This is a genomic window from Streptomyces sp. SAS_270, assembly GCF_052543295.1.
On record NZ_JBMNDS010000004.1, the window covers coordinates 72196 to 91454 of the forward strand.

A 19259-nucleotide genomic window follows, 5' to 3' on the forward strand; every position below is an offset into this window, starting at 1 on the left:
CTGACCCGGCGGAGGCCTGACACAGCGGAGGTCCAGCCCTGGCGGAACTCTGGCACAGGCTGGTTCTAGGACTCCGGCCGGTTCTGCGACTCCGGCCGGTTTTCCACTACGGGCGGTTCTCCGACTCTGCTCGTGCGCTGACGGTCCCGGCCGACGCTTCCGGAACGGGACCGGCGGGGCTTACCCTTCCGGTACCGCTGGGGGTGACGTCCGTGCGCATAACACCCAAGACACCCGAGGTGCGCGTCCCGCGACTGGTCGGCCTGATGGCCGTGGACGCGCGCGAGACGGCCGAGGCGCAGGGCGTGCTGCTCGCCGCGCCCGACCGCCCCGACTTCCACCTCGCGGTCATCGACTACGTCGTACGCCAATATCCTCCGCCCGGCGCCGAGGTGCCGCGTGGCGCCGTGATCACGGTGTGGTTCGAACTCGGAGACGGTGAGGGCGGCGGCGCGGGGGTGCGCGAGCCGCGCCGGCCCGGCCCTCCGTCGGGCGGGTTGCGCCGCGAACTCGACGAGCCGGGCGACCCGTTCGAGATCCTCAGGTGAGCCGCCCGCGCCCTAGGTGAGTTTCCAGGAGTCGAGGGCGACGCGGAACGTCTCCACGAGACCGCTCTGCCAGGCGTCGTCGTGTCCGACGATCATGATCGCGTACTCGGTTCCGTTCGCGGCGACGTACCCCTGGTCCTTCGCGTGGACGGTGGCTCCCGACTCGTCGGTGTACGTGTACTCCCAGATCGCTCCGGCGCGCCCCTGGAAGGTGTTCTTCTCCAGCTTGATCCGCCGGTAGTCGGTGTCCTTCTTCTTGGCGGTCTTCTCCAGGGTCACGAAGTTGTCGTACGAGGTGTAGCCCGCGTTCGCGATGACGCCGACCTGGAGGTGCTCCAGGCCGGCCGAGCCGGCGTAGGTGACCTGGGTGCCGTTCTTGACGCCCACGCGTGTCCAGCCGTCCGGGACGGCGAAGGAGAAGCCCATGGGGTCGCCCGACTGGTGGTAGCCGTCGGGCAGTTCCACGGATGACGTCGTGGCGTCGTCCGTGGCGTTCCCCGTCGCCTCCAGCGAGGGGGTACCCGTGGGCTCGGTCGTCTGCGACTCCGGCGAGGTCGGGGACGGGGAAGCGGTCGAAGAGGCCGACGGGGTCGCGGCGCCCGTCGGCGTCGAACCGGCCGCCGGTTTGTTCGAGGATCCGTCGGAGTGCTGGTCCTGCCAGACCAGTACGCCCGCCGCCGCCCCGCCACCCACGACGAATGCCACGGCAAGGGTCACCACCCAGACGAGCGAGCGACTGCGCGGCGTGGGGGTGACGGGCGGCCGCTGCCCGAGGTGCACGGTGTGGAAGTCGTACGGCATCGGGGTCGGGGCCGGGGCCGCGACCGGGCCCGGGAAAGGAGCAGGGGGTGGGACCGGGACGGAGACGGGGGCCGGGAGCGGTGAGGCGAATGCCTGCGGCGGCGGTACAGGCCCCGGCGTGGGACTGCCTGGCAGCGGCGGAGCGGGCGCGGGCGGCGGGGTCACCGGAGTCACCGGGGGGAGCGGAGTCACCGAAGGCATCGCAGTCGCGGGAGGCATCGAGGTCTCCGACGGCACCGGCGCGCCCAGGCCCGGCACGGAAGCCATCCCCGAGCCCATCCCCGCGCCCATCGCTGGGCCCATCGCTGGGCCCATCCCCGAGCCCATCTTCGAGCCCGCCCCCATGCCCGCAATCCGCAGCAAATACGGTGCGCCGAACGCGGCGATGAAGATCCAGAGCAGACCGAAGAGCAGGGCGTAGGGGAAGTCGAGGCCGATCGAGACGCTGCCGCTGCGGGACCCGCCCGAGGAGTAGCCGGAGCCGTACCCGCTGTCGTCCGAGCTGCTGCCGGACAGCTCCCAGCCGAGGCCGCCGAAACCTGCGATCAGCAGGAAGAGGCCGTAGAAGACGCCCGCGGCCAGCAGTTGTTCGCGGCGGTCGGCGGAGCGGCGCGCAGCCATGACGCCAACAGTCAGGGCGCAGACGAGGCCGAGGGCCAGTGCGCCGACGATCGCCCAGGAGTTGGTGACGTCGGCGAGTTCGGAGAGGCCGAACGACTCGTGGTCGTATCCGCCGCCGTAGCTGTACGACGACGTGCCGCGCGCCTCCCCCACGATGGGCGTGCCCCAGGACAGGCCAAGGGCCGTGACCGCGAGGTTGGGCAGCACGAGCAGCGCGGCGGCCAGCGGCGAGATGCTGTCGGTGTCCCACAGGTCGTCGAGGCCGTCGATCTGTGTGAGGCAGATGAAGGCGACGACGGAGCACAGGAGGAGGACGACAGACAGCGCGCGCAGGGCGGTGCCGGTCGCGCGCAGCAGAGCCCGCGTGCCCGGCCGGGCCGCCGACCAGCGTGCCAGGTCGTCGCCGTGCAGTACGCCGGCCGCGACCGCGAACCCGAGCAGAAGGGCTCCCAGCCCGGCGAGCAGCGGCGACGACGAGACCTGTACGACTCCCAGGAGCGTCGGGCGCGCGACCAGCCCGAGGCCCAGGACGCCCGCGGTCACCAGAAGCGCGACCCGGGCGGCGGCCTCGAGCCCGGCGGTCGTGCTCTGCGGGGCACCGCCGTACGGGCCGGGCTGCGCGAACTGCGTACGCGGCATCCCAGCGACCGGCGCCGCCGCAAAGGGCATCCCCGCAACCGGCACCCCCGTGCCCGGCATCCCCGTGCCCAGTGCCGCTGCCCGCAGCGCCTCCAGCCGCAACGTCCGGGTCCGCAGCATCCGTGCGCCGATGAAGAGCGCCGCGATCCACAGTGCGGTGACGGTGAGCGGGACGAGGGACAGCGAGCCGCCTCCTTCGAAGTCCCCGGCCAGGCCGCTGTCTCCGCCGCCCCCGCCGAACACCGACGCGGGCGCCGACTTCACCTCGAAGCCGCCGCCGAGCGCCTGCAGCAGCACGGCGAGGGCGACCCGCGTCCGGTCGCCGAACCCGATGATCGCCTCTCCCCCGTCGGAGGACTGCCCGTAGGAGGGAATCCCCAGCGCCACGGAGGCGATCAGCAGCAGGCCGACAGGCCAGAGCGCCGCTTGCACGGCTCCCGCCCAGTCACCGCGGAACGTACGGCCGAGGAAGGCGCCGAAGGGCGACTGCCGGGCAGGGCCGGGGGCGTACACCGGTGGCGGCGGCCCCAAGGGCTGCGTACCCGGCGTCGGCGACACGCCGGGAGGCGGCGGCGTACCCGGTGCCGGCGGCGCGCCAGGAGTCGGCGCCGCGCCGGGTGCGGGCGGCGTACCCGGCACCGGTGGGCTCCCCGCGGCAGCGACCGCCGGTGTCTCGGACGGCACATCCGCCGACGCGGCGCCCGGGGCATCGCTCAGCGCCTTGCCCAGCACATCGGTCGGCACATCGGTCGGCACATCGGTCGGCACATCGGCCGAGACATCCGCGGATGCACCCACCGCCGGTACATCCGTCCGGGCATCCGTCCGGGCATCCGTCCGGGCATCCGCCGGTCCCTGCCGCTCGCGTCCGCAGTGCATGCAGAAGCGGGCCTCGTCGGGACCGGGAACCCCGCAGTGCGGGCAGTGCGACGCCATGGAAACGCTCCGTCGTCCAGAGAACTCGTGCCGTGATCGGACGTATTCAACGGACGGAGTTTCCCATTGACCGGTTCCCGTCAACGTGTCCTTCGTACGAGTGATTCGACTCCGTACGACCTACGTCGGGGCTAGGCGGGCTTGAAGCCCCGGTGCAGCGCCACGATTCCGCCCGTGAGGTTCCGCCATGCCACCTGCGACCAGCCCGCCTTCTGCAGGAGCTCGGCCAGCGCGGGCTGGTTCGGCCAGTCGCGGATGGACTCGGCGAGGTAGACGTACGCGTCGGGGTTGGAGGAGACGGCGCGGGCGACCGGGGGCAGCGCGCGCATCAGGTACTCGGTGTAGACGGTCCGGAACGGCGCCCAGGTGGGGTGCGAGAACTCGCAGATCACCACGCGGCCGCCGGGCTTGGTCACCCGGTACAGCTCGCTGAGCGCGGCGTCGGTGTCCTGGACGTTGCGTAGCCCGAAGGAGATCGTGACGGCGTCGAAGGTGTCGTCCTTGAAGGGCAGCTTCGTCGCGTCGCCCGCGGTCAGCGGCAGCCAGGGGTAGTTCTTCTTGCCGACGCGGAGCATGCCGAGCGAGAAGTCGCAGGGGACGACGTACGCACCCGTGCGCGCGAAGGGCAGCGAGGAGGTGGCTGTCCCCGCGGCCAGGTCCAGGATCTTCTGCGCGGGCCGGGCGTCGACCGCCTTCGCGACCTCCTTGCGCCACACCCGGTCCTGGCCGAGCGACAGCACGTCGTTCGTCAGGTCGTACCGTTCCGCCACGTCGTCGAACATCGAGGCGACTTCGTGCGGCTGCTTGTCCAGGGATGCGCGGGTCACGGTCCCTATTGTGGCAGTACGGACCGGGCGACTCTCCAGCACCCGGCCCGTATGCCGGTCTTCATTCACGCGGCGGCCTCTGCCTCACGGCAGCAGCTTCGGCTTCTTCTTCCCGGCCACGTCCTCGACCCAGCCGAAGAGCGGGATCGCGACCCAGATCAGCACCCAGCCGATCCCGAACATGAACCACTGGCTCTCCAGCGGCAGGTACTTCTCGAACGCGGGCACGTTCCAGAACTGGTCGATCAGCGGGACGGCCAGCACGAGGGCGATCTCGTGCCAGAGGTAGATCGTGACCGCGCGCGCGTTGAAGACCGTCACGATCCGGTCGGTTCGCCTGAAGCGGGCCAGCCACGCGAAGTCGACGTCGTAGTACGCCTTGAAGTACATCAGCAGCGTCACGAAGCCGGCCGAGTAGAAGGTCTGCGCGACCGGGATGTCGTCCAGGTCGTAGCTGCCGGTCTCCGCCTGGTGGGAGAAGGCGTACCAGGCGCCGTACACCAGCGCGGCGAGCGACAGCGCGACCACGGCGAACGGCTTCAGCCGCTGCAGCACGCCCTCCCGGTGCGCGAAGCCGACCACCCAGCAGAACAGGAAGGTGGCGAGGTCCGTCAGCGCGCTGCCGAAGCGGTTGTCCGGCGCCTCCCAAAGGAACTGAAGGACCAGGACCGGCGCGAGGGAGCCGAGCAGCACCGGGATCGGCGCCTTGCGGAACACCCACAGGAGCGCCGGTGAGAGCAGCACGAACCACAGGTACGTCCGCAGGTACCAGAGGATCTCCCAGGCCTGCATGCCCCAGTCGTTGCCGGGCGGGTCGCCGAGCGGCACGATCCAGTAGACGATCTGCCAGCCCGGCATCCAGTCGTGGATCATCATCGCGACCACGACGAAGAACCCCCACACCCAGAACGGGGGCAGCAGCCGGCGCATCCGGCTCCTGACCACCTTGAGCGCGGGCCGCTCCAGGGACTTCGCCATCAGCGTGCCGGCGAGCGCGAACATCACGCCCATGGACGGGAAGACCATGCCGGCCCAGGGCCAGCCGAAGGTGTGGTACGCCACCACGCGGACGAGGGCGATGGCTCGCAGGGCGTCGAAGTAGCGGTCCCGTCCGCCGGACTTCGGCTTCGGCTTCGGCGGCGGGTTCTTCGTCGTGCCCTCGGGGCCCGCGGGGTCGGTGCCTGCCTCGACCGCGGGCTCCTCAGGCTCCACCACCGGTTGGACCACCGGCTCGACCACCGGCAGCGGCGCCGTCTCCTGGGCATAACCCTGCCCGTTCCCCGGTCCGTTGCCCTGCCCGCTCCCCTGCCCGTAGTAATCCGCGTACTGCTGCTCGTAGGGCGGTTGATACGGCTGTTGATACGGCTGCTGCTGGTACGGCGGTTGGTACGGCTGCTGGTACGGCGGTTGCCCGGACCCGTCATAGCCGCCGCCGTGGCCGTATCCGTACCCGTGCCCCTGCTGCTCCGACCCCCAGCTCATCAGCTCACCCCCGCCGGGGTGCCGACCTCGCCCGTGCGCTTCAGCTTCTGCCAGCGGAGGCGGCCGCCGGTGAGGGCGGTGATGGAGGAGTGGATGAGGACGAGGTACATCATCTGGCGGTAGGCCAGTTGCTGGAGCGGCATCATCAGGAGATAGCGGTACTTCTCGCGGTCGAGCCGGAACGCGTAGGCGGCGCAGAGGAGTTGGACCGCGAGCACGGCCAGCCAGGCGAGGAGGGAGGCCCAGAAGTCCACGAAGATCATCGAGTAGACGGTGAACACGTCGATGAGCGGGGCGAAGACCGGCGTGACGATCTGGAAGATGACCACGAGCGGCATGCCCACCCGGCCGAACCGGCCGGAAGGACCCTTGTCCGTAAGGGACTTGCGGTGCTTCCACAGCGCCTGCATGGTGCCGTACGACCAGCGGTAGCGCTGCGACCACAGCTGCTTGAGCGAGCCGGGCGCCTCGGTCCAGGCCCGGGCGTGCTCCTGGTAGACCACGCGCCAGCCCTTGCGGTGCATGGCGATGGTGATGTCGGTGTCCTCGGCGAGCGTGTCCTCGCTCATGCCGCCGACCTCCAGTACCGCGTCGCGGCGGAACGCGCCGATCGCGCCCGGAATGGTGGGCATGCAGCGCAGCAGGTCGTACATGCGGCGGTCGAGGTTGAAGCCCATCACGTACTCGATGTGCTGCCAGGCGCCGATGACCGTGTCGCGGTTGCCGACCTTGGCATTGCCCGCGACAGCGCCGACATCCTCGTTCGCGAACGGCTGCACCAACTGCCGTACGGTGTCCGGCTCGAAGACGGTGTCGCCGTCCATCATCACGACGATGTCGTAACTGGCGTTGCGCACACCGTTGTTGAGGGCGGCGGGCTTGCCGGCATTTTCCTGGCGGATGACACGGACATTGGGTACGCCCATCGCCTCGACAAGGGCCGCCGTACCGTCCGTCGAGCCGTCGTCGACGACGATGATCTCGATCGGATGAGTGGACTGAGTAAGGGAGTTGATCGTGTTCTCGATGCACTCCTTCTCGTTGTAGGCCGGCACGATCACGCTGACGGGGCGGGTGACCTCGGGCCCCCAGCTGAACCGGCGCTTGTTGCGCTGCCGGAAGTGGCGGCGGGCGAGGATGAGCATCATCCCGAAGCGGCCCATGACCGCGACGCCCACGACAGCGAGTCCGGTCGCGAGCCCCGGCATGCTCCACTCGGCGAAGGCGACCGCGTAGATGAGTGCCCTGCCCTCGTAGAGGGTGGTGCCGGTGGCCTTGCGGTGGGCGGCCTGCTCGACGGCGGCCGAACCGGCGGAGGCACGGGAACCGGGCGCGGCACCGGTACCGGGAGTCCCGGCGGCCTGCCGCTGCCCGGCCTGCGCGCCCGCGTTCGCCGACCGCTGCTTGGCCAGCGCACCGCTCACGGTCGTGAAGGTGTACCCCTTCGCCTTCATCTTCTTGATGTACTTCGGCAGCGCCAGCAGGGTCTGGTCCCGGTCGCCGCCCGCGTCGTGGAAGAGGACCGACGCGCCCTTGTTCTTCTTCGGCGTGGCCGTCTTGATGATGCTCGCGACGCCCGGCTGCTTCCAGTCGTCGCTGTCGGTGTCGATGAAGACGCTGGTGTAGCCCAGCTTGGCGATCTTCTTGTAGACCGGCCAGCTGTAGTTGTCGATGGCGTCGGTCTCCGCCGAGTACGGCGCGCGGAACAGCGTCGTCGTGATGCCTGCCGCGCCCGCGAGGGCCAACTGCGTCTGGTTCAGCTCGCGTTCGAGGCGCGAGGTGCTCTGATACGAGAGGTCGACATGCGAGAAGGTGTGGATGCCGACCTCGTTGCCCTGCGCCACCATGTCCTTCACGGCGTCCGGGTAGCGCGAGACCATCGAGCCCACGACGAAGAACGTGCCGGGCACGTCGTTGCCCTGGAGGATCTTGAGGACCTTCTCGGTGTACTCGGGGTTCGGACCGTCGTCGAAGGTCAGCACGATCGTCTTGTCCGGTACGGACTTGGCGTCCACGGTCCCGTTGCTGGACGTGAAGATCGGTCCGGCTTCCAGGATCTTCTGCGGTACGTCGTCGTAGGCGGCGCCGTCGCGCACGCGCTGGTCGCTGAAGACCTCGCCGCGCAGATAGCCGTCCAGGAGCATCACACTGGTCAGGCCCAGCAGAAGCAGCAGGGCGAGGATCACACGGGGTTTCTGCAGCGCCGCGGCCTTGCCCGCCGCCCGCTCGATGCGGGTGGGGGCGCGCCGGCGGCCGCGCGAGGGCGTCGTCGTAGTCATAAGTGTGGGTGTGTTCCGCTCAGTTGGCGCCGGTGGAGGCTGACGCGGCGGGGGTCGGGGCGGAGCCGGTGGCTGTGCCCGAGGGCGGAGTGCCGGTGGGCTTCGTGGGCGGTGTGCCGGTGGGGGCGCCGGTCGGGGCGACCCCGTCCCGGCCGCCCTGCTGCCCGTAGCCTCCGGGCGCCGAGCCGGCCCGGCCGCCGCCGAAGGGCGTGATCGAGTCGCTCAGCGAGGTTCCCCAGCCCATGAAGGCGAGGCCGAGCACGGCCACGTACCCGAGGGAGAGGACGCACAGGAGGGTGGCGAACCGGCGCACCAGTCGCGCTCTGCGCCCGGAGTTGTCAACGAAGACGGGTCCCTCTTCGGACCCGCTGCCGCGCTTGCGGCCACGTCCGCGCACAGGAGCGCGGTTTTCGACGGCGGACTCGGATTGCATTCCCCGGACATTAGGAGGCCTTTATGTGCCAAGGCCTTGATCCCTTGTGAGAGAACCATGAGAGCCCCCCTCAACCTGTCTCCTTCCTGAGAGATTCGCAGAACGTCTGCGCAGTTCAGAGGGGGCACATCTATACCTTATGCCCTATTTTGATGTCCGACTCATCCGATTCATGCACCATTTCCCATGAGGCTGCTGTGTCATTCCTGTATTCAGAATTCCCAGCCGGGTGTGACACATTTCTATTTCGTCGACACATTCTGTTTCTGTCCTGAGACATTCCGGGACGGAAATCACGAGAGCGGGTGCATGCGCAATGAGGAGTTTCCTGAAGCCGGCCGCCGGGCTCGTCTGCCTGGTGGCACTGGCCTGTGCGGGGTGCTCCTCGGGCGGTGACGGCGCCACGGACGCGGCCCCCGCGCAGCCCTCGAAGACCGGCGGCGCCACGGCCTCGGCATCGGCCGCCGCGTCCGCCTCCCCCACGGAGTCGTCCACCACCTCGTACGCCCCCTACGTGAGTGCCACGACCGCCTCCGACAACGACGCCTCCGGAACGCCTACGACGTACAACCTGGCCTTCGTGATCGCCGACGGCAGTGCCTGCACACCGAAGTGGAACGGGACGACCGCCCTCGCCGACTCGGCCACCAAGTCCCGGATTTCGGCGCTCGAGAAGTCCGGCGCGAGCGTGCGTGTCTCCTTCGGCGGGGCGTCCGGCAAGGAGCTCGCCTCGACGTGCGACAGTGCCTCCGCGCTCGCCGCGGCCTACGGCAAGGCACTGGACGCGGCCGGCTCGACGCAGGCGGACTTCGACATCGAGGGCGACGAACTGGCCGACTCGGCCTCGGTCGCGCTGCGTTCGGAGGCGATCGCGCTGCTGCAGAAGGAGCGAAGCGACCTGAAGGTCACCTTCACGCTGCCGGTCATGCCGTCCGGCCTCGACTCCGAGGGCCTCGCGCTCCTGGAATCCGCCAACGACCACTCCGTACAGGTCTCCACCGTCAACATCATGACGATGAACTACGGCGAGTCGTACGACGGAGACATGGGCACCTACGCCCTGACCTCGGCCAAGGCCGCCCACACCCAACTGAAGAAGGTCTTCGGGCTCTCCGACGCGAGCGCCTGGCAGGGCATGGCCCTCACCTCGATGATCGGCGTGAACGACGTCGCGGGCGAGACGTTCACGCTCGCCGATGCCGCCCAGGTCCGCACGTTCGCCGAGGAGAAGAAGGTCGCCTGGGTGTCGATGTGGTCCTCCTTCCGCGACCAGCAGTGCGAGGACGACGACTCCGCCTCCGACGACGCGGCGACCAACTGCAGCGGAGTGAAGCAGAGTTCGGGAGCGTTCGCGGAAGCCTTGTCGGGCTGACGGCGACTGTGGCACCGATGGCCGACGGCCGATGGGCCAATCACCGGCGGCGGTACACCAGACGCCCGCCAAGAACCGTAGCCACGCACGTCGCCGCCCCGCGCCGCACGAGCGCCTCCTCGTCCGGCACGTCGAACACGGCGAACGTCGCGTCCATGCCCTTCGACGGGAGCGGCGACAGGACCGCCTCCGCCAGGCCCCGTCCGGCCAGCGGGTCGAGCGACGGCGGACCAGCCGGCCGCTCGAACCGCTCCTCCTGGCTGAGCCCCACCCGCAGCACCGCGTCCGAGACGGCACGCCGCCGCAGCGCCCCGGCGACGGCGACCGTGCCGTGCGCCAGCATCCGCTGCACACCGCGCCGCGCGCTCGCACCCCACCGGGCGTCGGTCATCGGGAAGGCCGTCGCGAGCGCGGCGAAGGCGTCACCGGTGACGGGCTCAAGGCCCAACTCCTCGGCCTCACGCGGGTCCGGATGGTAGGCCTGCTCCAGCAGTTCGGGCCCGTACGGATTGCACAGCCCCGGAGTCAGCACCCCCGGCCACCGCCGGATCCGGGCCGTCGGATGCGCGGCGACCAGCTCCTCGTACGGTCCCAGAGCCGCGAGCTCCCGCCCGTCGACGAGCAGGGCGCCACCGGGCACGGGAGGCCGCCGGTCCCCGGTGATCACGAGATCGGCGGCGTGAATCGTCAGCATGGCGACGCTAGTTGGAGGCGAGCAGCTTCAGCTCGGGGTGGGCGGTGCCACCCTCGATCGCGGTGGACGAGATGTGCGACATGACCCGCTCGTCGACCGGGTCGTTCGCCGGGTCGTCGTGCACGACGATGTGCTCGTACGTCGTCGTCCGCTGGGCCGGCACGCGGCCCGCCTTGCGGATCAGGTCGATGATCTCCATGCGGTTGGAGCGGTGCTTGGCTCCGGCGGAGGAGACGACGTTCTCCTCCAGCATGATCGACCCGAGGTCGTCGGCGCCGTAGTGCAGCGACAGCTGCCCGACCTCCTTGCCCGTCGTCAGCCACGAGCCCTGGATGTGGTTGATGTTGTCCATGAACAGCCGGGCGATGGCGATCATCCGCAGGTACTCGAAGAGCGTGGCCTGCGTACGGCCCTTGAGGTGGTTGTTCTCGGGCTGGTACGTGTACGGGATGAAGGCGCGGAAGCCGCCGGTCCGGTCTTGTACGTCGCGGATCATCCGCAGGTGCTCGATGCGCTCGGCGTTGGTCTCGCCGGTGCCCATGAGCATGGTGGAGGTGGACTCCACGCCCAGGTTGTGGGCGGCCTCCATGATCTCCAGCCAGCGCTCGCCGGACTCCTTGAGGGGAGCGATCGCCTTGCGCGGCCGCTCGGGGAGAAGCTCGGCGCCGGCACCGGCGAAGGAGTCGAGCCCGGCGGCGTGGATCCGCTGGATCGCCTCCTCGGCACTCACCTTGGAGATGCGGGCCATGTGCTCGACCTCGGACGCGCCGAGGGAGTGGATGACCAGCTGCGGGTACGCGGCCTTGATCGCGGCGAAGTGCTTCTCGTAGTACTCGACGCCGTAGTCCGGGTGGTGCCCGCCCTGGAACATGATCTGCGTCCCGCCGAGCTCGACGGTCTCCGCGCAGCGGCGCAGGATGTCGTCGAGGTCTCGCGTCCAGCCCTTGTCGGTGTCCTTGGGTGCCGCGTAGAAGGCGCAGAACTTGCACGCCGTGACGCACACGTTCGTGTAGTTGATGTTGCGCTCGATGATGTACGTCGCGATGTGCTCGGTACCGGCGTACCTGCGGCGGCGTACGGCGTCGGCGGCGGCGCCCAGCGCGTGCAGCGGGGCGTCGCGGTAGAGGTCGAGCGCCTCTTCCGGGGTGATCCGCCCACCCGCGGCGGCACGGTCGAGGACGGACTGAAGGTCGGCCTTCTCGGTCACCGGGAGCGTCCCTTTCGTCATTTTCGCGAGGGTGTGGACGGACCCGGCCAGCCTACGCCAGCCACTCCCACCGCCCGACGTCAGGCCGTGCACGACCCGGTCAGGAACCCGACGTCAGGCCGCATACGCCCCGATCAGGAGCCCCACATACGCCCCCGCGACCAGGAACGGCCCGAACGGCATCGACGTCTTGCGCCCCGCACGCCGCACGACGACGAGCCCCATCCCGTACAGCCCGCCGAGCAGGAACCCCGCGAAGGTCCCCAGGAACAGCACGCTCCACCCGTACCAGCCCAGCACCGCCCCGAGCCCCAGCGCGAGCTTCACGTCTCCGAAGCCCATGCCGTTGGGGTTGATGAGGAAGAGCACGAAGTACGCGGCGCCGAGCGCGAGCGCACCGTAGAGCGCTGCCGGCCAGTCGCCCGCGTGTTCGGGTACGAACGTCACGACGCCGAGGAGCGCGAGTGCCGCCCCGGCCAGCGGGAGCGTCAGCACGTCGGGCAGTCGCTGCACCCGGAAGTCCACGACGGCGAGGAGTACGCCGAGGGGTGCGAGCAGCAGCCAGACGCCCAGCTCGGGCCGGGTGCCGGTGGCGAGGGCGAGACCGGCGCAGAGGAGGGCGGTGGCGAGTGCGACGGGGACGGCGCCGGGGCCGTACCGGGTGCCGTCCGGGCAGCGGGCGCGCCCGAGCCAGCCGCCCGCGAACCCGGCGATCGGGTGCCCGTCGGGGCACGCGTCCTGCCATGGCTGCTCCGGCTCGACGGAGAAACGGTATGCGGCGCGCGGCACGAGCAGGCCGGCCGCCGCACCCCACAGGGCGGCGACGGCGGCGAGTACGAGATCCTCAGTCATCCCAGGTCACAACAGCGCGCGGACAGCGGCTCATCCGGGCCGCAACAGCACGCGGGCAGCGGCTCATCCCGGGCCGCAACAGCTCGAAGGCAGTCGCTCCGTCCAAGGCGGGGGTCGGCGCTCATCCCACCGCCGCCACGCCGCTGCGCCAGGACGGCAGCAGTTCGTCGAGCAGCGCCTCGGTCCGCGGCGGCACCCCGCGGGCCCCGCTGCGGGACACCAGGTCGACGGCGACCCGCTTCAACCGGTCGCTGTCGCCCGTGGCGTGTGTGGCGCGCAGCAGCTCGTTCCACAGCCGCTCGTCGCCCGGGGCGGAGCCCAGCGCCGCGTTCAGCGCCTCGATGGCCTTCTCCGCGCGGTCCTTCTCCAGGTGGAACGCGGAGAGCGCGAGCCCGATGTCCGCGACGAGCAGCGGGAGTTGGGCATCGATGATCTCGTGCGTGAGCCAGTTGTAACGGTCCTGCGGGCGGTCGGCGAGCAGCGGACCGCGGACAAGGACGAGCGCGTCGGTGAGCAACCGCCCGCGCACTACACGGGAGTTGACGCCCTTGCCCTGCGTGGCCTCGTGGTAGAGCGACCGCAGCACGTCCAGGTCGGACACGACGGACTTGGCGAGCGTGAGCCGCCCGGCCGCGTCGACGCCGAGCCGCGGCGTGCCGTCCGGGTCGGTTCCGAGCCAGCCGCGCAGCCGCTCGACGAGCGCGTCGCGTACGTCGTCGCCGGCGCCGCGGGGCCACAGGGCCGAGGAGAGCACCCGGGGGTGGACGCCCTCGCGGTGCAGGAGGAGCAGTGCGAGCGCCTCGTGCATCAGCGGGCTGCGCTCGCCGTCGGGCGTCTCCAGGCCGATGATCTCGTACGGGCCGACGAGCCGCGCGTACACGGCGGGCCGTCCCTGTTCGCTGATGTCGACGAGGAACGGCGGGGCGGTGGCGTTGGTGTCGTCGCGCTCGGGGTCGGCCTCCACGAACAGCTCGACGACCGCGCGCTGCTGGGCCACCGGCAGTACCTGCGCGTCGAGTTCGAGTCCGAGCAGCGGTGCGAGGAGTTTGCCGTCGCCGGTGATCTCCATCTCCCAGGCGGCGCCCGGCAGATCGCCGCTCTCGGTGCCGACGAGGTAGCCGATGCCCAACCGGCTTGCGTCGGAGGCGAGTTCGGCCAGCTTGACCGCGTCGTCGGGGGACGGCTCGGCGGCGAGCAGTACGAGGTGCGGGGCCCAACGGGTGTGCTGGGCAGGGCCGGTACGCCCGGTGAGCACCGAGTCGTGGCCGGCGGCCCCGAGCGCGCCGCGCCGCTGCCGGGTCTCCGCCTCCATGGTCTCCACGAGCGCCTCGACGTCGTCGAGGTGGCGGAGCCGGTTGGGGGCGAGGGGGGTGAGGTCCTCACCGAAGCCGACGAGCGTGATCGTCATGCGGTCGGACCAGCCGTTGGTCGCCAACTCGGCGGCGACCGAGGCGAAGACGCTTGCGCGGTCGGCCTCGCGGCCGCTGAGGGACACGATTCCGGGAACGGCCTCCAGGTTGAGCAGCAGCCGCGAGTCGTCCATGGTGCCGAGGCTGACGAGACCGGGGTACGGCGCGGCCGTGTCGACGTCCTCGTACCGCTCGGCGTCGGTCCGCGCGAGCATCCAGAACGTCTGGTCCTGCCCGAGCTGCCACGGCGCGGGCGGCTTCCCGGCGGGCTGGGCGAGCTGGAGGTGCAGATCGCCGTTGCCGCTCATCCACGTCGCGTACACGGTCGGCAGGGGCCGGGACTCGGCGGCCAGCGCCGCGGCGAGCCCGCGCAGCGAGAGGTCGAGGAGCCGTACGCCCTCGGGGTCGGCCCCCACGAGCAGCGCGTCGTGCGCGTCGGCCGCGGCCCCGGTCGGGGTGGGCGGCTCCATACCGCGCCGTCCGCCGACGGCACCGAGCGCCGACTGCCACAGCGCCTGACGGCGACGGCGGCCGAGGGCGCCGAGGAGCCCGGCGGCGAGGAGGGGTGCGCCGACGAGGGCCTCGGGCAGCCCGAAGGAGAACCCGCCGTGCTCACTCTGCGAACCGGCCTGCTGCTGTTGCTGGTTGCTCTGTCGGCTGCCCTGGCCGCCTTGGCCGCCTTGGCCGCCTTGGCTTCCTTGTTGACTGCCCTGCCGATCGTCCTGCTGGTTGTTCCGCTGGTCGCCGCCGGGCCGCTGCTCGGGGAGGGTGATGTGGGCGGTGTCCCGGTCGCCGGAACCCTGGTGGGTGTTGCCGCCCTGCTGCTGGTTGCCGCCCTGCTGGTGATCGCCGGTCTGGGCGTACTGGGAGATCTGCTGCTGGACCTCCTCCGACACCTTGGGCGACTCGTCGGGCAGCTCGACGAGTTCGCCGCCGTGGGCGTCGCCGGGCATCTCCAGGATCCACCCGGGCCGGATGAGACTGGCCTCGGAGAGCTTGGATCCGTCGGGCTGCGTACGGTCCTTGTTGAGCTGGTAGATCTCCTTGTACCTGCGGCCGTCGCCGAGGTGCCGCTGCGCGACCTCCCAGAGGGAGTCGTGATGGCGCCCCTCGGGCGGCTGGATCCGGTAGTACTTGGTGCTGCCTTCCTCGGCCGTGCTGCCACCGGTGCCGGCCTCGGCGTGGGACGCGGCGTTGGCGGCCTGCTCGGCGATCGCGGCGGCCGCACTGGACGCGGCCTGCTCCTGCTGCTGCCCGAACAGCCCGCCCGGCGTCTGCTGCGCCGCGGCGATGGTCCCCTTCTGGTTGCCCTCCATGCTGTGCCCGAGCTGCGAGAGCCCGGGTGTGAGGCTGGCCGCGGTGGCGCCGACGAGCAGCAGCGCGGCGACGAGCTGCCGGGCCAGCAGCTGACTCGGCCCGGCACCGGGCACCCGCCCCGGCAGTCCGACGCCCGACAGCGCGGCCTTCACTTCCACCAGCACACAGGCCGTGAACTGCGCCCAGGCCAGCCAGACGACCACGGTCAGCACGTTGATGAACGTGTCGACGGTGATCGGCCGCTGCAGCCAGTCCAGCGTCGGCGCCCCGCCCGGCAGCGGCCAGCCGATCGCCACGGCAAGCGCTCCCGGCACCCCGACCACGAGCACGACAAGCGCCACGAAGGCCAGGAACGCCTTCACGAAGTCCCCGAACGTCCGACGACGCCGGGGCAGGGGCTGCGGCGTCCGATTCCTCGGACCCGGCGAGCTTCCCGTCGAGCTGGAAGTGGTGCGTCGCGCCATGGCGGGTGTCCTGGGGTCTGGGGTCGTGTGGGGAGAGAGTGACTGCTGCATGTACGTGTGCCGGGGGTGCGCCTGGGGGGTGTGCTGAGCCTACCGAGATCGTACGGAGGTCGTCGAAGGGCGGACAGGGAGTGCCGCCGGACCGCGCGCCCGTTTCCTCACCATCCGCCCCCTAAGCACGAGTTACCGCCCGAGGCTTTGCTGGACCACCGGCCCGCCGTCACCCCCGCGACGTCCAGCCTCCGCCTCGTTCGCAACTGTCATGTCACAGTTCTCACAGTCCCCACACAATCCCCCATTGCCACCCCGCTCCCCTTTACGCGCCCCTGGTAGCTTCGTTCTCTGCTGCACATTGCCTTACACAGGGGGAGATCCGACCATGTCCCGCCGCACCCTGCCCACCGCCACCGCACTCGCCGCCACAGCGGCCCTACTGCTCACCGCGTGCGGCAACAGCGACGACTCGTCGCCGGACGACATCAAGGGGGCGGATACGGGGGTGGGGTCGGCCTCGGCATCCGCCTCCGGCGCGTCCGGCGTGAAGCGGCCCGACGTGAGCGTGCCGAAGGATCTGAGCCTGGTCTTCGACTTCGACAAGCCGTCGGCCGCCGATCACGCAGCGGCGCTGGCGGATGCGGAGAACTACGTCAGAGCCCTTGACCACGGCATCGCTCAGCAGGACGCCAATGACGCGGCATACCAGTTCTACTCGACAGGCGGCGCCGCGAAGTACGCCAAGTCCCAGATCCAGGCCTGGGTGAAGGGCGGCTGGACCGTCTACGGAACGGACCGGTATTTCAAGGCCGATGTCGCCCCCGTGGGGGACGGCAAGCCCGTTCTGGTCACCTTCTGCAGGAACCAGGCCAAGTTCTTCAGCAAGAAGATCAAGACCGGGACGGTGAACCGCACCGAGGAGAACCTGGACAGTTACCAGAAGTTCAGCCTCCTCATGAGTCCTTCCACCACGTCCTCGCAGGTCTGGCAGGCGCGTCAGGTCGACGTCCAGGGAAGGGTGAAGGAGTGCAAGGGATGACGGTCAACCGACGCCTCCTGGGCTGGACCTCCGCCGCCACCGCGGCCGCGCTGCTGTGGAGCGCGGGCCCGGCTCTCGCCAACGGCACACCCGGGAACACCACGACCCCGCCCCACAAAGACAAACCCACAGGTGACGCCGACGGACGGAACCTCATGGCGTCCGTGACCCACTCGAGCATCCAGGTCACCTACCCCGGCGGGCACACGGAGAAGGGTTCCCTGGACGACCTCACCTCGGTGGATCCGAACTGGGAACCGCCGGTGTGCTGGTACGAGCCGGTGTTCACGCCCGAAGCCCTCAAGAAGGCCGTCGAGTCCGGCGAGAGCGGCGCGGTCAACGCCCACGAGTGGTGGAGCAACGGCATCTTCGTCGACCACTACGACAAGGGTGAGCCGGAGGACAACTTCGACCTGAGCAGCGCCAAGAACAGCACGGCCGACGGCTACAAGAACTACAACGTCGGCAAAAAGGGCATGTTCTGGCGCAGCGTCGTCCGCAAGGGACATGAGAGCGACACCAAGGCCTGGGACTGCGGCCGCATCATGTTCTGGCAGGACGCCGGCACGATCCCCGACGACAAGCACGCCCCCACTCCGGAGACCTTGGCGGCGTACGCGTACGACAAGATCCAGGTCCCGGAGACGAAGGTCGAGCTGCGGCCCGAGGGCAAGTCCACGGTCAACCTGCCCACTTGGATATGGCTGGACAAGGGCACCTTCAAGGAAGTCAAGGTCCGCGCCGAGCTCCCGAACACGGGGCTGTGGGCGGAAACGACGGCCAAGCCCGTGAGCCTTCACCTCGAACCCGGCACGGACGACGCCGACACCTACCCCGCCTCCGGCGAGTGCGAGATCAACGACGACGGCTCCATCGGCACCCCGTACAAGAAGGGCGACGCCGACCGGACCCCGCCCTGCGGGATCACCTACCTCCGCGCCACGAACGGCAAGCCGTACCCCCTGAAAGCCTCCGTCACCTGGCAGATCACCTGGGAAGGCACAGGCGGCGCGAACGGCGACCTCCCGAACGGCACCTTCGAGACCACCCAGGACGTGAACGTCCAGGAGATCCAGTCGGTCAACCGATAACACGCTCCGCCGAAACCGGCACCGTTCCGCACGAGACGAACGGTGATCTGAAAGCGGACACCAAGCGCATACGCGAGTGCTCGCGCGCCTTGCAGAGGATCTACCACTCCTTCACCGACCGGGCCAATCCGGCCGAAGCCTCCTCGGCAGCCGAGTTGGGGAACAAGCACGTCGTCGACGCGTTCGATGAATTCGCGAGCAATTGGAAGATCCATCGAAAGGATCTCGCCGAACAGAGCTACGACACCGTCGATTCGGAGCTCGCCGCCGCCCTGCGAAGGCAGGACGCAAAGGCCAAGCAGGGCAAGGGAACCAAGTGAAGGTGGTGACGTCGAGGCGCTCTGCGGTGTCGAATCCTGGAAGTCCAAGGCAGCCGATGCGTTCCGGGACACGGCGAAGGAGACACTCAAGCCGCTGCGGAAGGCGTACCACCGCTACGACAAGGCCGCGAGTGCGATGGGCACTCGGGTCCGCCAGGAGAGCACCGCCGACTGGGCCTCCGCTCTCGAACATGTGCAGCACCTGGCCGACAAGGCGTTGAAGGCGGCCCAGGTCGCGGACCGCGAGCATCAGTCGGCCACGAAGGGCATCAAAGCCCTGCCCCCGCATACCCGAGACGACGATCCCGAACTGGTGCAGCTGAGGAAGAAGCGAGACAAGGCCGCCGACGACCTCAGTGCCGCGAAGTCCGCACTGCAGCACGCGAAGGGCGTGCGGGACTGGAGAACTTTCGACATGGCTTTTTCGTATACTCTGGATATCGCGACACCAATGTCGGCCCTAGGTGTGGCGGAAAGACTGGTCCACACAGCAAGCGATGCGCAACTGATGCAGCCTGCTCCCTCCCCCGAAGATCTCCTCGCCGAGGGAGCCGTTACGGTGCATGGCACCTGGCTTCGGGTTATCGAGGAGGAAGATGAACCAGATCCTGATGACCCACTCGTCAAGAATCTGGGAATCTCCCCCTCAACGACGGTGATCTTCAGATACAAGAAGAACGTCTATGCGCAGGAGCAGGACGATGACGTCGCTTTCCTCGCATCCCGGCTGCTTGAACAGGTACCAGGAGATGCCGTGCTGCATCTTGACTACGAGAGTGCCAAACTCGTCCGCCGCGCTGGAAAAACTAGCCTGAGTGATGACGAAGAGTTGTGGACGCCAAATCGTCTCGCACTGATCTCTCAAGAGTACGATCGCGCCACTTACAAAATCGATTAGCCCAGGCATGCCATTTCCCCCTCCCGGAAACCAAGG

15 protein-coding genes and 1 pseudogene are annotated in these 19259 nt (G+C 69.6%); 6 read left to right on the forward strand and 10 right to left on the reverse strand.

The features are described 5' to 3' along the window. Window positions 1-212: 212 nt before the first annotated feature. Window positions 213-548, forward strand: a complete 336-nt coding sequence (locus ACN6LB_RS04195; protein WP_445024607.1) for a PASTA domain-containing protein — start codon at window positions 213-215, stop codon at window positions 546-548. A gap of 12 nt (window positions 549-560) precedes the next feature. Here the strand turns inward: ACN6LB_RS04195 and ACN6LB_RS04200 are convergent, their stop codons facing one another. From ACN6LB_RS04200 to ACN6LB_RS04225, 6 genes and pseudogenes are all read right to left on the reverse strand, one after another. Beyond that, window positions 561-3407 carry a hypothetical protein gene (locus tag ACN6LB_RS04200; protein ID WP_445024720.1) on the reverse strand — a complete coding sequence of 949 codons (2847 nt, stop codon included), beginning with the start codon at window positions 3405-3407 and terminating at the stop codon, window positions 561-563. A 69-nt stretch (window positions 3408-3476) separates the two neighbouring features. After that, a pseudogene (locus ACN6LB_RS04205) lies at window positions 3477-3545 on the reverse strand (zinc-ribbon domain-containing protein); the annotation flags it as partial. Between the two features lie 131 nt (window positions 3546-3676). Further along, window positions 3677-4372: a demethylmenaquinone methyltransferase gene (locus ACN6LB_RS04210; protein WP_445024608.1), complete on the reverse strand. Its 696-nt coding sequence runs from the start codon at window positions 4370-4372 to the stop codon at window positions 3677-3679. Window positions 4373-4456: 84 nt separating this feature from the next. Further along, a complete protein-coding gene (locus tag ACN6LB_RS04215; RefSeq protein ID WP_445024609.1) occupies window positions 4457-5854 on the reverse strand; it encodes an acyltransferase family protein in 1398 nt (465 codons plus the stop codon). Next, window positions 5854-8133, reverse strand: coding sequence for a bifunctional polysaccharide deacetylase/glycosyltransferase family 2 protein (locus tag ACN6LB_RS04220; protein ID WP_445024610.1), 2280 nt, complete (start codon window positions 8131-8133; stop codon window positions 5854-5856). Before ACN6LB_RS04220 ends, ACN6LB_RS04215 begins: the two co-directional genes overlap by 1 nt. A 19-nt stretch (window positions 8134-8152) precedes the next feature. Next, complete coding sequence (locus tag ACN6LB_RS04225) at window positions 8153-8566, reverse strand: hypothetical protein (protein ID WP_445024611.1); 414 nt, start codon at window positions 8564-8566, stop codon at window positions 8153-8155. Between the two features lie 316 nt (window positions 8567-8882). On the opposite strand from ACN6LB_RS04225, the gene ACN6LB_RS04230 reads away from it, so the two are divergent. Next, complete coding sequence (locus ACN6LB_RS04230; RefSeq protein ID WP_445024612.1) at window positions 8883-9938, forward strand: chitinase; 1056 nt, start codon at window positions 8883-8885, stop codon at window positions 9936-9938. 40 nt (window positions 9939-9978) lie between these two features. Here the strand turns inward: ACN6LB_RS04230 and ACN6LB_RS04235 are convergent, their stop codons facing one another. From ACN6LB_RS04235 to ACN6LB_RS04250, 4 genes are all read right to left on the reverse strand, one after another. Continuing rightward, complete coding sequence (locus ACN6LB_RS04235) at window positions 9979-10632, reverse strand: imidazolonepropionase-like domain-containing protein (RefSeq protein ID WP_445024613.1); 654 nt, start codon at window positions 10630-10632, stop codon at window positions 9979-9981. 7 nt (window positions 10633-10639) lie between these two features. Continuing rightward, window positions 10640-11839 (reverse strand): cyclic dehypoxanthinyl futalosine synthase, encoded by a 1200-nt coding sequence (gene mqnC / locus ACN6LB_RS04240; protein WP_445024711.1) that lies wholly within the window; start codon window positions 11837-11839, stop codon window positions 10640-10642. Between the two features lie 114 nt (window positions 11840-11953). Beyond that, window positions 11954-12691, reverse strand: a complete 738-nt coding sequence (locus ACN6LB_RS04245; protein ID WP_445024614.1) for a prepilin peptidase — start codon at window positions 12689-12691, stop codon at window positions 11954-11956. 121 nt (window positions 12692-12812) lie between these two features. After that, window positions 12813-15881, reverse strand: a complete 3069-nt coding sequence (locus tag ACN6LB_RS04250; RefSeq protein WP_445024615.1) for a BTAD domain-containing putative transcriptional regulator — start codon at window positions 15879-15881, stop codon at window positions 12813-12815. Window positions 15882-16260: 379 nt separating this feature from the next. Between ACN6LB_RS04250 and ACN6LB_RS04255 the strand changes: the two genes are divergently transcribed. The 4 genes from ACN6LB_RS04255 (at window position 16261) to ACN6LB_RS04270 (ending at window position 19223) form a co-directional block, all read left to right on the forward strand. Next, window positions 16261-16914 (forward strand): hypothetical protein, encoded by a 654-nt coding sequence (locus tag ACN6LB_RS04255; RefSeq protein ID WP_356133589.1) that lies wholly within the window; start codon window positions 16261-16263, stop codon window positions 16912-16914. Next, complete coding sequence (locus tag ACN6LB_RS04260) at window positions 16911-18005, forward strand: hypothetical protein (protein ID WP_445024616.1); 1095 nt, start codon at window positions 16911-16913, stop codon at window positions 18003-18005. The genes ACN6LB_RS04255 and ACN6LB_RS04260 overlap by 4 nt, the downstream gene beginning before the upstream one ends. An 89-nt stretch (window positions 18006-18094) precedes the next feature. Then, the gene (locus ACN6LB_RS04265) at window positions 18095-18325 is read left to right on the forward strand and encodes a hypothetical protein (RefSeq protein ID WP_445024617.1); all 231 of its coding nucleotides are present in this window, start codon (window positions 18095-18097) and stop codon (window positions 18323-18325) included. Between the two features lie 193 nt (window positions 18326-18518). After that, complete coding sequence (locus ACN6LB_RS04270) at window positions 18519-19223, forward strand: SitI3 family protein (protein WP_445024618.1); 705 nt, start codon at window positions 18519-18521, stop codon at window positions 19221-19223. Window positions 19224-19259: the final 36 nt, after the last annotated feature.

Excerpts from the sequence above, each read along its gene's own strand:
- ACN6LB_RS04215 (WP_445024609.1), bottom strand. The coding sequence starts at position 5,854 with ATGAGCTGGGGGTCGGAGCAGCAGGGGCACGGGTACGGATACGGCCAC.
- ACN6LB_RS04220 (WP_445024610.1), bottom strand. The coding sequence starts at position 8,133 with ATGACTACGACGACGCCCTCGCGCGGCCGCCGGCGCGCCCCCACCCGC.
- ACN6LB_RS04225 (WP_445024611.1), bottom strand. The coding sequence starts at position 8,566 with ATGCAATCCGAGTCCGCCGTCGAAAACCGCGCTCCTGTGCGCGGACGT.
- ACN6LB_RS04230 (WP_445024612.1), top strand. The coding sequence starts at position 8,883 with ATGAGGAGTTTCCTGAAGCCGGCCGCCGGGCTCGTCTGCCTGGTGGCA.
- ACN6LB_RS04235 (WP_445024613.1), bottom strand. The coding sequence starts at position 10,632 with ATGCTGACGATTCACGCCGCCGATCTCGTGATCACCGGGGACCGGCGG.
- ACN6LB_RS04245 (WP_445024614.1), bottom strand. The coding sequence starts at position 12,691 with ATGACTGAGGATCTCGTACTCGCCGCCGTCGCCGCCCTGTGGGGTGCG.
- ACN6LB_RS04250 (WP_445024615.1), bottom strand. The coding sequence starts at position 15,881 with ATGGCGCGACGCACCACTTCCAGCTCGACGGGAAGCTCGCCGGGTCCG.
- ACN6LB_RS04255 (WP_356133589.1), top strand. The coding sequence starts at position 16,261 with ATGTCCCGCCGCACCCTGCCCACCGCCACCGCACTCGCCGCCACAGCG.
- ACN6LB_RS04260 (WP_445024616.1), top strand. The coding sequence starts at position 16,911 with ATGACGGTCAACCGACGCCTCCTGGGCTGGACCTCCGCCGCCACCGCG.